Origin of the sequence: Streptomyces sp. NPDC001852 (assembly GCF_042891825.1) — a bacterium.
In the GTDB taxonomy this organism is placed as follows: domain Bacteria; phylum Actinomycetota; class Actinomycetes; order Streptomycetales; family Streptomycetaceae; genus Streptomyces.
The window spans coordinates 72,078-85,899 of record NZ_JBIATN010000030.1 but is presented as its reverse complement, the minus strand read 5'-3'; the positions used below and the strand labels follow the sequence as shown (position 1 = coordinate 85,899).

12 protein-coding genes are annotated in these 13,822 nt (G+C 70.0%); 8 read left to right on the top strand and 4 right to left on the bottom strand.

What is annotated here, in order from left to right; genetic code table 11:
- Positions 1-21 precede the first annotated feature (21 nt).
- The 3 genes from ACFYZB_RS37180 (at position 22) to ACFYZB_RS37170 (ending at position 3,073) form a co-directional block, all read left to right on the top strand.
- Positions 22-891, top strand: coding sequence for a methylenetetrahydrofolate reductase (locus ACFYZB_RS37180; RefSeq protein ID WP_388766009.1), 870 nt, complete (start codon positions 22-24; stop codon positions 889-891).
- A 189-nt stretch (positions 892-1,080) separates the two neighbouring features.
- Complete coding sequence (locus ACFYZB_RS37175; protein ID WP_388766008.1) at positions 1,081-2,559, top strand: AlkA N-terminal domain-containing protein; 1,479 nt, start codon at positions 1,081-1,083, stop codon at positions 2,557-2,559.
- 25 nt (positions 2,560-2,584) lie between these two features.
- Complete coding sequence (locus tag ACFYZB_RS37170) at positions 2,585-3,073, top strand: methylated-DNA--[protein]-cysteine S-methyltransferase (protein WP_388766007.1); 489 nt, start codon at positions 2,585-2,587, stop codon at positions 3,071-3,073.
- Positions 3,074-3,160: 87 nt separating this feature from the next.
- Here the strand turns inward: ACFYZB_RS37170 and ACFYZB_RS37165 are convergent, their stop codons facing one another.
- On the bottom strand, positions 3,161-3,859 hold the full coding sequence (locus ACFYZB_RS37165; protein ID WP_388766005.1) for an NAD-dependent deacetylase: 699 nt from the start codon (positions 3,857-3,859) through the stop codon (positions 3,161-3,163).
- Positions 3,860-4,073: 214 nt separating this feature from the next.
- Here ACFYZB_RS37165 and ACFYZB_RS37160 point away from each other — a divergent pair, with 214 nt between their 5' ends.
- Positions 4,074-5,228, top strand: a complete 1,155-nt coding sequence (locus ACFYZB_RS37160) for a pentapeptide repeat-containing protein (RefSeq protein WP_388766004.1) — start codon at positions 4,074-4,076, stop codon at positions 5,226-5,228.
- A gap of 65 nt (positions 5,229-5,293) precedes the next feature.
- Here the strand turns inward: ACFYZB_RS37160 and ACFYZB_RS37155 are convergent, their stop codons facing one another.
- Positions 5,294-6,028, bottom strand: a complete 735-nt coding sequence (locus ACFYZB_RS37155) for an NAD-dependent deacetylase (protein ID WP_388766002.1) — start codon at positions 6,026-6,028, stop codon at positions 5,294-5,296.
- A gap of 394 nt (positions 6,029-6,422) precedes the next feature.
- Entirely contained in the window at positions 6,423-7,619 is a 1,197-nt protein-coding gene (locus ACFYZB_RS37150) for an epoxide hydrolase family protein (protein WP_388766001.1), read from the bottom strand.
- A 393-nt stretch (positions 7,620-8,012) separates the two neighbouring features.
- On the opposite strand from ACFYZB_RS37150, the gene ACFYZB_RS37145 reads away from it, so the two are divergent.
- The 4 genes from ACFYZB_RS37145 (at position 8,013) to ACFYZB_RS37130 (ending at position 12,941) form a co-directional block, all read left to right on the top strand.
- Positions 8,013-10,790: an ATP-binding protein gene (locus ACFYZB_RS37145; RefSeq protein WP_388766000.1), complete on the top strand. Its 2,778-nt coding sequence runs from the start codon at positions 8,013-8,015 to the stop codon at positions 10,788-10,790.
- A 286-nt stretch (positions 10,791-11,076) separates the two neighbouring features.
- Positions 11,077-11,442 (top strand): hypothetical protein, encoded by a 366-nt coding sequence (locus tag ACFYZB_RS37140; protein ID WP_388765998.1) that lies wholly within the window; start codon positions 11,077-11,079, stop codon positions 11,440-11,442.
- Between the two features lie 351 nt (positions 11,443-11,793).
- A complete protein-coding gene (locus ACFYZB_RS37135; protein WP_388765996.1) occupies positions 11,794-12,093 on the top strand; it encodes a hypothetical protein in 300 nt (99 codons plus the stop codon).
- A gap of 107 nt (positions 12,094-12,200) precedes the next feature.
- Complete coding sequence (locus tag ACFYZB_RS37130) at positions 12,201-12,941, top strand: class I SAM-dependent methyltransferase (RefSeq protein WP_388765995.1); 741 nt, start codon at positions 12,201-12,203, stop codon at positions 12,939-12,941.
- A gap of 254 nt (positions 12,942-13,195) precedes the next feature.
- On the opposite strand, the gene ACFYZB_RS37125 is transcribed toward ACFYZB_RS37130, so the two are convergent.
- Entirely contained in the window at positions 13,196-13,795 is a 600-nt protein-coding gene (locus tag ACFYZB_RS37125) for a TetR/AcrR family transcriptional regulator (RefSeq protein WP_388765993.1), read from the bottom strand.
- Positions 13,796-13,822 lie beyond the last annotated feature (27 nt).

The following is a 13,822-nucleotide window of genomic DNA, read 5'->3' as shown; positions in this document are numbered from 1 at the left end:
CGCCGTCGTACGAGGAGCACGATGAACCCCGCTCTCACCGTCCCCCCGGTCATCGGTGCCGCGCTGCTGGACGACTTCTCGATGGAGATGACCGGCAAGGACGTGCCCCGGCTGGAGGAGGCGCAGGGCAGCATCCCGCCGGGCACCCGGATCAACATCACCTTCCTCGCCGGGGAGGACCTCGGCATGCGGCTGGCGGCCGCCCGCGCGGTCAAGCGGCTCGGTTTCGTCCCCGTGCCCCACATCTCGGCCCGCCGCCTGCCCTCCCGCGCCGCCCTGGAGGAGTTCCTGTCCGGGCTGGCCGAGGACGGCACCGCCGAGAACGTCTTCGTCGTCGGCGGCGACCCCGCCCGCCCCGAAGGCCCGTACCCGGACGCCCTCGCCGTCCTGCGCACCGGCCTGCTCCAGCGCCACGGCGTCCGGCACGTCGGCATCAGCGGCTACCCGGACGGCCACCCCGCGATAGCCGACGGCACGCTGTGGTCCGCGCTCACCGACAAGGCGGCGGCCCTCGGGGCGCACCGGTTCGGCGGCGACGTCATCACCCAGTTCGGCTTCGACGTCGACCCCGTCCTCGGCTGGCTGGAGGCCGCCCGTGCCCGGGGCGTGCAGCTGCCCGTCCGCGTCGGTGTGCCCGGACCGGCGGGCGTACGGCGGCTGCTCGGCCACGCCACCCGGTTCGGCGTCGCCACCAGCGCCTCCGTCGCCCGCAAGTACGGCTTCTCGCTGACCAACCTCATGGGTACGACCGGCCCGGACCGCTTCCTGCACGCGCTCGCCCACCGCTACGACCCCGAGCGGCACGGCGCCGTGAAGGTGCACTTCTACACGTTCGGCGGGCTCCGCCACACCGCCGAGTGGATCGCCGGGTTCCGGCAGGCCGCCGCCTGACCGGACCACCGAAGACGGCCGGTGAGGGCACCGACGGGAGTGGCCGCGGCAACACGACCGGCGGCTGGAGCGGGACGCGGGCGCACGGGGCGACCGTACGAGCCCCGGATCGGGACCCCGCCAGGCCCGCGGACGCTGGTGTCGGATTTCCGCCAGCGGTCGTGGCCCCGGGTGGCCGATGCTGGACGCATGCAGACAGCGACGCACCTCGACCGGGAGCACTGCGTGCGCGCCGTGCAGTCCAAGGACGCGCGGTTCGACGGGTGGTTCTTCACGGCCGTCCTGACCACCCGGATCTACTGCCGGCCCAGCTGTCCCGTCGTCCCGCCCAAGCCGGAGAACATGACCTTCTACCCGAGCGCGGCCGCCTGCCAGCAGGCCGGGTTCCGGGCCTGCAAGCGCTGCCGCCCGGACACCAGCCCCGGCTCCCCGGAGTGGAACCAGCGCGCCGACCTGGTGGCCCGCGCCATGCGGCTTGTCGCCGACGGCGTCGTGGACCGCGAGGGCGTGCCCGGACTCGCCGACCGGCTCGGCTACAGCACCCGACAGGTGGAGCGACAGCTGCTCGCCGAACTCGGCGCGGGCCCCCTCGCACTCGCCCGCGCCCAGCGCGCCCAGACCGCGCGGCTGCTCATCGAGACCACCCCGCTGCCCATGACGGAGATCGCCTTCGCGGCCGGTTTCTCCTCCATCCGCACCTTCAACGACACCGTCCGCGAGGTCTTCGCCCTGACCCCGAGCGAGCTGCGCGCCCGCGCGCCGCAGTCCGGGGCCGGCGCGCCGGGCGGGCTCAGCCTGCGGCTGCCGTTCCGTGCACCGCTCAACCCGTCCAACCTCTTCGGCCACCTCGCCGCCACCGCCGTACCCGGCGTCGAGGAATGGCGCGACGGCGCCTACCGGCGCACGCTGCGCCTGCCGTACGGCCACGGGATCGTCTCGCTCACGCCCCGCCCCGACCACATCGCCTGCCGCCTCACCCTGAGCGATCTGCGCGACCTGCCCGTGGCGATCAGCCGCTGCCGCCGCATGCTCGACCTGGACGCCGACCCCGTCGCCGTCGACGACCGGCTGCGCACCGACCCGGTGCTCGCCCCGCTGGTCGACAAGGCGCCCGGCCGCCGGGTGCCGCGCACGGTCGACGAGGCCGAGTTCGCCGTCCGCGCCGTACTCGGACAGCAGGTCTCCACGGCCGCCGCCCGCACCCACGCGGCCCGCCTGGTCACGGCGCACGGCAAGCCCCTGGACGACCCCGAGGGCGGCCTCACCCACCTCTTCCCGTCCCCCGAGGCACTGGCCGCCGTCGATCCCGGGACCCTGGCGATGCCCCGGACCCGGCGCACCACCCTGACCACCCTGGTCCGCGAACTGGCCGACGGCTCCCTCCACCTGGGCGTCGAGTCCGACTGGGCCGAGGCCCGCGCCCGGCTCCTCTCGCTGCCCGGCTTCGGACCGTGGACGGTCGACGTCATTGCCATGCGCGCCCTCGGCGACCCCGACGCCTTCCTCCCCACCGACCTCGGCATCCGGCGCTCGGCACAGGAGCTGGGACTTCCCTCCACCCCGGCCGCGCTCACCGCCCGCGCCGAGGCCTGGCGGCCCTGGCGGGCGTACGCCGTGCAGTACCTGTGGGCGACCGACGGCCACCCGATCAACTTCCTTCCCGTCTGAGGACTTATCGATCAAGGATTCATCGATGAAGCAGCACACCGTCATCGACAGCCCCTACGGCCCCCTGACCCTCGTCGCCGACGACGGGGTCCTGTGCGGCCTGTACATGACCGACCAGCGCCACCGGCCGCCCGAGGAGACCTTCGGCAGCCGCGACGACGCCCCCTTCGCCGAGGCCGAGGAACAGCTGTCGGCCTACTTCGCGGGCGAGCTGACCCGCTTCACCCTCGAACTCCGCCTGACCGGTACGCCGTTCCAGCGCAGCGTCTGGGACCGGCTGACCCGGATCCCGTACGGCGAGACCCGCTCCTACGGCGAACTCGCCGAGGCCCTCGGCAACCCCAAGGCGTCCCGCGCGGTCGGCCTCGCCAACGGCAGGAACCCGATCGGCATCATCGTGCCCTGCCACCGCGTCGTCGGCGCGGGCGGTGACCTCACCGGATACGGCGGCGGCCTGGACCGCAAACGCCGGCTGCTGGACTTCGAACGGGGAGCGGCGCTGTTCTCGTCGTGACCCGACGGCGTCCGCCCGGTACGCGGTGCGACGCCGGCGGGGCTCCAGTTCGGGCCGCCGTGGGGGCTGCTGGGGGCGGGCGGGATCCTATGTGCCGCTCTCGGTCCGGATGCGGTCCAGCAGTTCGGGCAACGCCGTGCCGATCGGCTCGCGTACGACCTCGTCGGCGAGCTCGTCGTACGGTGTCGGCTCGGCGTTGACGATGACCAGACGGGCGCCGTGGTCCGCGGCGACGCCGACCAGGCCTGCGGCGGGCTGGACCTGGAGGCTGCTGCCGACGGCGACGAACACGGTGCACGCCCTGCTGATGGCCATGGCCTGGCCGAGGACCATCGGGTCCAGCCGTTCGCCGAACATCACGGTCGCCGACTTCAGGATGCCGCCGCACTCCAGGCACGCCGGGTCCTCCTCGCCGGCCTCGACCCCGGCGAGGGCGTCGTCCATCGGGCCGCGCGCATGGCACCGGGTGCAGACGACACTCCGTGCGCTGCCGTGCAGTTCGAGCACCTTGCGGGCGGGCATCCCGGCGAGCTGGTGCAGCCCGTCCACGTTCTGCGTGATGACCCGCACCGGGATGCCGGACCTCTCCAGCTTGGCGACGGCCCGGTGCGCGGCGTTCGGCTCGGCCTGGAGCGTGCGGTTCTCGCGCCGCATCTGCCAGGACCGCCGCCGGATCTCCCGGTCCGCCATGCAGTACTCGTACGTCACGAGCTTCTCGGCCTCCGGATCCCGCCGCCACAGCCCGTTCGGCCCGCGGTGGTCCGGGATCCCGGAGTCGCAAGGCATCGGTGGATGTAACACACGCAGCTTTAGCGCACCGTCAGTGTTGTGCAGGCGGTATTCCGAGCGGTGTTCTGAGGAATGCCCTGTTGCCTCGTGCCTTGGGGTCCTTCTGCGGTGCGTCGGGCTTTGTACCCAACCAGCCATCCCCCACCCGAAGTTGGATCCCTTTCGGTCATTGCTGTTCCCGTGGGCGGACAGCCTGGCATAGTGGCAGATCGTGCCTTCTGCGGAGTCTCCTGAGAGTTCCAGCCCGGCGTCGCGCGGCGTGATGCGCTGGTCGCTGGGCCGACATGTTGCCGTAGTGCTGGTGGTGGCCGTTGCGGCAGTGGTTGTGGTCTTGGGGCTGCTATGGCTGGTGCTCGGTGCACCCCGGATACGGGTGATCGGAGTGCTCGGGCCCGCTGACACGTACGACGCCATCAAGATTGCACTGACGGTGGTCGCGGGATCCGGTGGTGTGGTGGCTCTGGTGGTTGCCTACCGCCGTCAGCAACTTGGTGAGACGGCTGAGGCGCGCGAGCACGACAAAACGCGGACCGAACGATTCGGCGCTGCTGCCGAGCAACTCGCGGCGAATCAGCCGGCAGTTCGGATGGCCGGCGCCTCTGCCATGGCGCGGCTCGCCGACGAGTGGCTGCAAGAACGGCAGATGTGCATCGATGTCCTGTGCGGCTATCTGCGGATGCCGCACGCGCCCGATCCACCCAGCGATGAGGAAGCACTCAGGGTGTGGCAGTGCGAACGAGAGGTCCGCCTGACCATCCTGCGGCTCATAGCCGCTCACCTACGAGACGACTCGGTCCAGTCCTGGCAAGGCTACGATCTCGACTTCACCGGAGCCGTGCTGGATGAGGCCGACTTTCGGCGAGCCCGTTTCACCGGGGGTGAGATCATCTTCATCAAAGCCCTGTTCGTCGGTCACGGCCATGACCAGATTGTCTTCGACGAGGCCGAATTCGCCGAAGGCGCTCATGTCTACTTCCGCCTCGCCGAGTTCCGAGGTGGGACCCTGCGTTTCAACCGCGCCAAGTTCAACGGCGGCTGGGTCACCTTCGACAGTGCTTGCTTCGCCGATGCTCAAGTAATCTTCCGTGACGCCGCCTTCACCGCAGGTGAGATCCTTTTTGAGGCCGCCGAGTTCCGTGGTGGACGTGTTGACTTCACCGGGGCGGCATTCGCAGGTGGCATAGTCAATTTCGGTGAACACCGTCTCCCGTCCATCTACAGCACGGCTCCACCCGCTCAATTTACCGGTGGCATCGTCGACTTCGCTCAAGCCGCTGACTTCAGCCATCCCCCACACTTCGGCTTGCAGGAGGCACCTCCTGGCCTCCGGCTGCCAGTCGGCGTTGACATCGCCGATCTACCCTGAGTACTCCCGTTTACTTCGTACCGCCGAGTGGCGACAGAACCTGCAGAACGACTTCACGCGAGCTGTCACTCGTGCTTCCCACTCAGCCGGTGCAGCAGTTCGGGCAGGGCGGTGCCGATCGGCTCCCGTAGGACCTCGTCGGCGAGTTCGTCGTACGGGGTCGGCTCGGCGTTGACGACGACGAGGCGGGCGCCGTGGTCGGCGGCGACTCCCGCGAGTCCGGCGGCGGGCTGGACCTGGAGGGTGCTGCCGACGGCGATGAAGATCTGGCAGGCCTTGGAGATGGCGGCGGCCTGGCCGAGGACGACGGGGTCGAGGCGTTCGCCGAACATGACGGTGGCGGGCTTGAGGATGCCGCCGCACTTCTGGCAGGCGGGGTCGTCCTCACCGGCGTCGACGCGGGCGAGGGCGTCCTCCATGGGTCCGCGGGCATGGCACTTGGTGCACACGACTTCGCGGGCGGTGCCGTGGAGTTCGAGGACCTTGCGGGCGGGCATGCCGGCGAGCTGGTGGAGTCCGTCGACGTTCTGGGTGAGGACCCGCACCGGCACCCCGGACCTCTCCAGCTCGGCGACGGCCCGGTGCGCGGCGTTGGGCTCGGCCCCGAGCTTCTGCGTCTCCCGCCGCATCAGCCAGGCCCGGCGCCTGATCTCCGGATCACCCATGTAGTACTCGTACGTCACGAGCTTCTCGGCCTCGGGATCCTTGCGCCACAGACCGTTGGGACCGCGGTAATCAGGGATGCCGGAGTCGGTGGAGACGCCTGCCCCGCTGAGGATGGCGACGAGTGGCCTGTTCATGGACATGAAGGTACGGCGCTCGCCTGCTCGGAGCGACCGGATATCTGGACGCGGGACAGGGTGACATGGATCATCAAGCCGCGTTCACAGACCTCATCTGGGTCGGCAGTGCAGCACACCACCACCGCGGACAGCTGGACTCCGGAGGTCGCCTCCCCGGCCTGGCCCAACGAGCGCGTCCTGCTCTGAGCGCGTGCGTGGCGGCTCGCGTGCGGTAGGCCCGCGAGCAGCCGCGGACGTACGGCTGGGTGCGCAGCCAGTTGATGCACGTCAGCGTGCCGAAGTCCGCGAGGACGACGCGGCTGCGCAGCTCGGGGCGACCGAGTGGCTCGGAGTTGAGCCACTCGGTCGCACCCGCGAGCGAGGGCATGTGCCATCCCTCGATCAGGGTCGTCTAGCGGAGCGACCGGAGTCCCGCACGAATCTCCTCAACGAGCAGCTCCGGCTGCTCCCAGGCCGCGAAGTGGCCGCCCTTGGGGAGCTTGTTGTAGTGGACGAGGTTCGGGTAGGCCTGCTCCGCCCAGCTCCTCGGGGCCTGGTACATCTCATCGGGGAAGACACTCACGGCGACCGGCAGGTTCACGCCCTTGACACCGAAGAAGGAGGTCGTGTTCTCCGCGTAGAGGCGAGCCGCGGAGATCGCCGTGTTGGTCAGCCAGAAGAGCGTGATGTTGTCCAGGACGTCGTCCCGGGTGAGGCCTTCGGTGCCTCCGGCGAAGGCCCGGGAGATCATGGCCAGGCTGGCCGCGTCATGGTCGAGCAGGAAGGCCGCCAGGCCGACAGGGGAATCCACCAGTCCGGTCAGTGACTGCGGACGCGAGCCCATCATGTAGGCGAAGTAGACGTGCCGGTACACGAAGTCCAGCTGCTCGACCGCCGCGTTCTCCTCGTCGGAGAGCGACAGGTCCTCAGGCAGCGGGTTGCCCGCGATGAGTGCAGCGTCGATGGCGGGCGGAATCACGCCGGCCATGTTGGTGTGGATGCCGATCAGGCCCTCGGGCTCCTGCACACCCATGTGGTCGGCGACGATCGCACCCCAGTCGCCGCCCTGCGCGACGTACTTGGTGTAGCCGAGGCGTTTCATCAGCTCGCCCCAGGCGCGCGCGATGCGCTCGGGACCCCAGCCGGTCGTGGCCGGCTTGCCCGAGAAGCCGTAGCCGGGCATCGACGGGATGACCACGTGGAAGGCGTCCGAGGCGCTCCCGCCGTGGCCGGTGGGGTTGGTCAGCGGCTCGATGATTTTCAGCTGCTCGATGATCGAGCCGGGCCAGCCGTGCGTCACGATCAACGGCAGGGCATCCTCATGCTTCGACCGGACGTGGATGAAGTGGATGTCCAGCCCGTCGATCTCGGTGATGAAATGCGGCAGGGCCTTCAGCTTCGCCTCGACCTTGCGCCAGTCGTACTCAGACGCCCAGTAACGCGCAAGCTCCTTCATCGTCTCCAGCTGCGTGCCCTGCGACTGGTCCGCAACGGTCTCCTTCTCGGGCCACCGCGCCGCCTCGATGCGAGCGCGCAGGTCCTTGAGTTCCGTCTCGGGGAACTCGAACGTGAACGGCCGGATCGCTATCTCTTGGGGTGTTGCAGACATGTGTGGGGGTCTCCTTGTCATCGTCAGCGGCCCTGTGCCGCCGACTCCTCCACGGTGGCAGTGCCGTGCGTGCCTCGCCCCCGTGGAAACCCCGGGGTCGGACCCGTGGCTGGACCCGGGGGCATCGCGTTCGCGCCGGGAGCGAGGAACTTCGGGGCACGTACGGTCTGGGGCGCTTGCTGCCGGCAGCGGGCGTTTGAGAGCGGTGCGCCAAAGGCGGAGGGGCGTCGGCGGGCCGTGCGGTCATCGGAGCTACCCAGGCTCCGTGCGGGCCTGGACCTGCGCAGCTACTGAAAGTCCCTAAAGCGCACTAAAGTGACCATTGGCTCGACCTGAAAAAATGTCCGTATTGGTCGCGCCATGTACCAAGCAGCCGACCTGGGAGATCGACCCATGGGCGTGCCCGCCGGCGATACGCAGGTCGCACTGCGGGGCCGGAGCCAGGAGCTGGCCGCGCTGGAGCGGGTACTGGCCACAGCGCGGGCGGGCAGCAGTGCGGTCCTGGTCCTTCGCGGTGAGGCAGGGATCGGCAAGACCGCATTGCTGGACTACGCAGCCGGCCGGGCCGTCGGATTTCGTACCGCCGGCGTCGCAGGCATCGAGTCGGAGATGGAGCTCCCGTTCGCGGGCCTTCACCAGCTCTGCGGGCCCATGCTGGGTCGCCTTGATGAGCTGCCTGGACCGCAGCGTGATGCGTTGTCCGTCGCGTTCGGACAGCGGGAGGGCGATGCGCCCAATCGGTTCCTGGTAGGCCTGGCTGTGCTCAGTCTGTTGGCCGGCGCCGCCGAGGACCAGCCGCTTGCCTGCCTCGTCGATGATGCGCAGTGGCTCGATGAAGGGTCCCTCCAGGTGCTGGCGTTTGTCGCCAGGCGATTGATGGCCGAACCGGTGGCTTTGATCTTCGCCCTGCGAGATCCCGATGACAATCGTGAGCTGGCAGGTCTGCCGGAGCTGGTCGTCGAGGGCCTCAGCGAGCCCGATGCGCGTGCCCTGCTGGCTTCGGTCGTCCGCGTGCCGCTCGACCCGCTCGTACGGGACCGGATCGTGGCCGAGGCGCACGGCAACCCGATGGCCTTGTTGCAGGTGACGCACGCGCTCACCCCTGCCGAGCTGGCGGGCGGCTTCGGGCTCCCCGGCAGACGCTCCGTCGCGAGCTGTATCGAGACCGCCTTCCACCGGCAGTTCCGGTCGCTTCCGCAGGAGAGCCGACGACTTCTGCTGACCGCCGCGGCCGAGCCGACCGGAGACGTGGATCTGTTGTGGCGGGCGGCCGATCTGCAGGAGATACCGGCGGACGCCGCCGCGTCGGCCGAGGCGGCAGGACTGGTCGAGTTCGGCACCAGGGTGCGGTTCCATCACCCCCTGGTGCGCTCGGCCGTCTACCGGAGGGCATCCGCGCCGGGCCGCCGGGCGGCACACCGAGCACTGGCGGAAGCCACCGATCCCCGCCGTGATGCTGATCGCAGAGCGTGGCATCGCGCACACGCCGCCGCCCGGCCCGACGAGAGCGTCGCCGTCGACCTGGAGCGTTCGGCCGGCAGGGCACAAAGCCGGGGAGGAGCCGCCGCGGCAGCCTCGTTCCTGCGGCGGGCGGCCGAGCTGACGCCCGATCCCGCGCACCGCATCACCCGTACACTGGCCGCCGCTCAGGCCGAGATCGACGCCGGCGGGGCCGACCGTGCTCACAACCTGCTGGCAGCCGCGGAGGCCGGCCCGCTCGACGATCTGCAGCGCGCCCGGCTGGAGCGGCTGCGGGCCCGGCTGGTGTTCTCCCAGCTGCGCGGCAGCGACGCGCCGCGGCTTCTGCTCGATGCGGCATGCCGGCTGGCGCCTCTCGACACCGCCCTTGCCCGTGACACCCTGATGGAAGCGGTGGGCGCGGCGATCTTCGCCGGCCGCCTGAGCGTGGGCCCCGGGCAGCGCGAGGTGGCCGAGGCCGCCCGCGCCGGACCGCCCCCGTCGACGCCGCCGCGGATGGTAGACGTCCTGCTGGACAGCATGGCCGGCCTGATCATCGACGGCCACGCCGCCAGCGTCGACGCTCTCAGGCGTGCCCTGCACGCCGTCCGGCAGGAGCAGAGATCGGGCGCGCCGGATGCGGACAGGCGCTGGCTGTGGCTGGCGTTCCGGGTGACACCCGAGCCTCTCGCCCCGGAACTGTGGGACGACGACGCGTGGCATGAGCTGGCGACCGGCGCCGTCGGAATCGCCCGCGAAGCGGGCGCGCTCGCTGTCCTCCCGATGGCGCTGACCTACCAGGCGTGCTGCCATGTGCACGCTGGCGAATTCGACACCGCGGCGGCTCTGATCGACGAGGCGACGGCGATCTCGGAGGCGGCGGGCGGCGTACCCATGATGTACACGTCCCTGCTACTCGCCGCCTGGCGAGGGCAGGAGTCCCAGGCACGGAACCTTATCGAGACCACCATCGAAGAGGTGCGCGCCCGGGGTGAAGGGCGTGTTCTCAGCCTGGCCGAGTACGCGACAGCAGTGCTGCACAACGGCCTCGGCCGCTACGAGGACGCCCTGGCAGCCGCGACGCGCGCATGCCAATACGAGGACCTGGGCTTCTTCGGCTGGGCACTGGTCGAACTGATCGAGGCGGCCGCCCGCAGCGGACGGCCGGCGGCCGCCGCGCCGGCGCTGGACAAGCTCACCGAACGCACGCACACCAGCGGAACAGAGTGGGCACTGGGCACGGAGGCCTGCTCGCGCGCGCTACTGAGCGACGGCGAAGCCGCCGATGCGCTCTACCGGGAGGCCATCGAGCATCTCGGACGCTGCCGGGTCGCCGTCCAGCTGTTCCGTGCGCGTCTGCTGTACGGCGAGTGGCTGCGTCGCCAGAACCGCCGCCAGGAAAGCCGTGCTCAACTGCGCTCCGCCTACGAGGCGTTCAGCCGGGTCGGAGCCGACGGCTTTGCCGAGCGGGCCCGCAGGGAGCTTCTGGCGACCGGAGAAACCGTACGCAAGCGGACGGTCGGCGCCGTCGACGAACTCACTGGCCAGGAGGCACAGATCGCCGGCCTGGCCAGAGACGGGCACACCAACTCAGAGATCGCCGCCCAGCTGTTCATCAGCCCACGCACGGTGGAGTGGCACCTCGGCAACGTATTCAGCAAGCTCGGAGTCAGCTCTCGCAGACACCTTCGCTCAGTCGTCGCTCCTCCGTAGCCGACGACGGCGTATCCAGCAGCGGACGCCCCAGGGCCCGCAGCTCGCTGGGCACCGAGTTGATCGCCTCGGAGGCCCTGCCCGACGATCCGTGTCCGTGCCGCGTGGCACGTACGTCGGCAGCCGCGCCGCCAGCGCCGTACCGGCACCCGATGCTTGCGCGGGTGGGAGCGCGCGGTAAAGGACTGTGAACACGGCTTGACGTGGATCACCAAGGCGCGTTCACAGCCCCATCCGTGGTCGTAAGATCCTTCGCTGGTGGTCGACACAGCTTGTGGGGGCGAACTTGGAGAGACCGGACGACCGCATCGCATCCGTTCTGCGCTTCGCTGCGGAACTCGTCGCCTGGGTGGCCAGTCCCTGGGCCTTGTCCAAGTACTCATGGCTGCTTGCCGCCTTGGCGGTCGTGATGCTGATTGGCCTCCCGACCGTCTTCTCCACTCCGGGAGACAAGGCGCAGGTGATCATCCCTGTTCCGGGTACGGTCACGATCCTGCTCGTGCTGCTTCAGCTCGCTGCTGCCGCGATCGCCGCATGGTTGGCGTGGCCCATCTATGCGGCAGTCCTCGTGTCTCTCCTCGTGGCCGCCACCCTCGTCACGGAACGTCGACGCTGGCAGTGGCTACTCTCCACGGACCGGCACACCGGCTGAGCCGGGAGAGGGGTGGCACCGGACGGCGTTCGCCCTCCGGGCAGGCCGAGACCGCGCGTTCGTCGTCCTCGCCGGCCTCCGGGTCGAGGCCGCGCGCACGCAACGAATGCGCACTCCGCGGCAGACCCTGAATCAGCCGCCCCGGGCGAGAAGCGCGGCCCGTGACACCATGCGCACATGCATTTCGAGCTCGCCCCACCCATCGGCGTCGGGCCCCTGCAGATTGGCATGTCGCGCCAGGCTGCGAACAGCGCACTGGACTCGCTGCGGGAACCAGCGGCCCTGTCCCCGTCCGATCAAGCGGGTCAGCACATCTTCCGACCGAGCGGCCTGATGATCAGTATCGGATGCATGCGTGACCAGCTGGAGGCCGTGGAGCTGGGACGCCCTTCTGGACCGTCCGACGTCGTGTTCTTCCGTGGAATCGACGTCTTCGGCCTGCCGGCCCTCGAGGTGGTGACCCGAGTGTCGAAACTCACGGCCATCGTCGCCGACTACGAGGACCCCGCGTCATTCGTTGCGCCAGACCTGCTGCTCAGCTTCTGGCGCCCCTTCGACGGCGACGATCAACCGGACGACGAGCAGGGCTACTACTTCAACTCCGTGTTGGTGGCCCCGCCCGGCTACTACGACGGCCCCAGACAGGGCTAGGGCTCGTCCGGCGGATCACGGGCCGAGCCAGGGCCGGACCGAGGCGAGGGCCGGCCAGTGCCCTAATCGTGTTGACCGCCCCCGGCAGGCAGTGCTGGAGTCGGCACGTGGACAGCATCCCCGCCAACCGGCGGCTCTGGAACCAGATCAGCAGCGCCTACCAGCACGAGCACGACCCGCAAATCAGCGCAGCTCCCCGGCTGTGGGGCATGTACTCCATCCCCGACGCACACCTGCACGCCCTGGGCGACGTCACCGGCAAGCGCGTCCTCGAACTCGGCTGCGGCGCCGGCCAGTGGTCCAGGGCGCTCGCCGCCGAGGGCGCCACCGTGGTCGGGCTCGACCTGTCCGAAGCCCAACTCGCCGCAGCGGCCGGCGCGATGGGAGCGGCCCGCTACCCGCTGGTGCAAGGCGCCGCCGAACAACTCCCCTTCGCCGCCGACAGCTTCGACCTGGTGTTCTGCGACTTCGGTGGGCTCAGTTGGGCGCCCCCGCATCTGGCCGTCCCACAGGCCGCACGCGTCTTGTGCCGAGGCGGGCGCCTGGTGTTCAACGTCGCCAGCCCATGGTTCGAAGCTTGCTACGACGAAGCCGCCAGCCGCGTGACCACGACGCTGCAGCAGGACTACTTCGGGCTGAACACCATCGCCGAAGACGACGGCGCGACCAGCTATCAGCTCACCTACGGCGACTGGGTCAAGGTCCTGCGCGGCGCGGGTCTCATCATCGACGACCTCATCGAGCCGCGGCCCGAACTCGGAACACCCAACGGCTACAACGAAACCGACCCACCCGACTGGGCACGCCGCTGGCCGGCGGAACTGCTCTGGGTAACCCACAAACCGTAAGTTCCGCCGCGCCGAGACGTGAAGGCATCCCCTCGCCGGGCAGGCCTAGGGGTGCTGGCCCGGGACGTTGGTGACACGCGTCGCCCCAGTGCGCCCGCTGAACTAAGTCCTGGGTCATGGGGCGAGGTTACTTCTGCCGATGCTCTGCTCCGTGGAGATACCTGCGCCACTGAGAAGGGCAAGGAGAGGCCTGTCCATGGGCCGAGAGTAGGACGCCTGTCCGATGCGGGGCGAGTGGGTATTCCGTGGCGTCGTCACGCCGTGGGCCGCCACCCGGGTTCCAGGATGTCGAGGAGGGCGTGGAAGGCCTTGTCCGCCCGGTCCCATTCGCCGTTCGCCAGCGGGGCGATCACGAGGCCGAGGGAGGCGTCGGTCAGCAGGACGGCCTGGGTGCGGGCCCGGTCCTGGTCCATGCCGAGATCGCGGAAGACCGAGGTGAACAGGTCCGTCCACTCGGTGACGATGTCGTGCAGGACGGGTCCGTACCGGTCGGGGTGGAGCACGCTGGCGCTCATCACCTCGAGATAGAGGGGCAGCGAGGCTCGCACCTCCGGGTCGCTGAACCGGTGCCACGCCTCCTCCATGAAGCGGCGAACGCCCGCCGCGTCCCTCGGCGGGCCGAAGGTCTCCAGCAGGTCGCGGGTGCGCAGAAGGGGCCGGCGCTCGTAGTCGGCGAGGGCCTCGGCGACCATCCGTTCCTTGGAGCCGAAGTAGTACAGGAGCATGCGGTCGCTGGTCCCCAGGGCACGGGCCAGGGGCCGCAGGGAGAGGTCCGCCAGCCCGTTGCGGAGGACGTATGTGCGGATCCGGTCGAGCAGGTCGCGTCGTTTGGCCGGATCGGGCGGCCGGGGCATGAATGCTCCTGGATGCGGTGAGCGAGG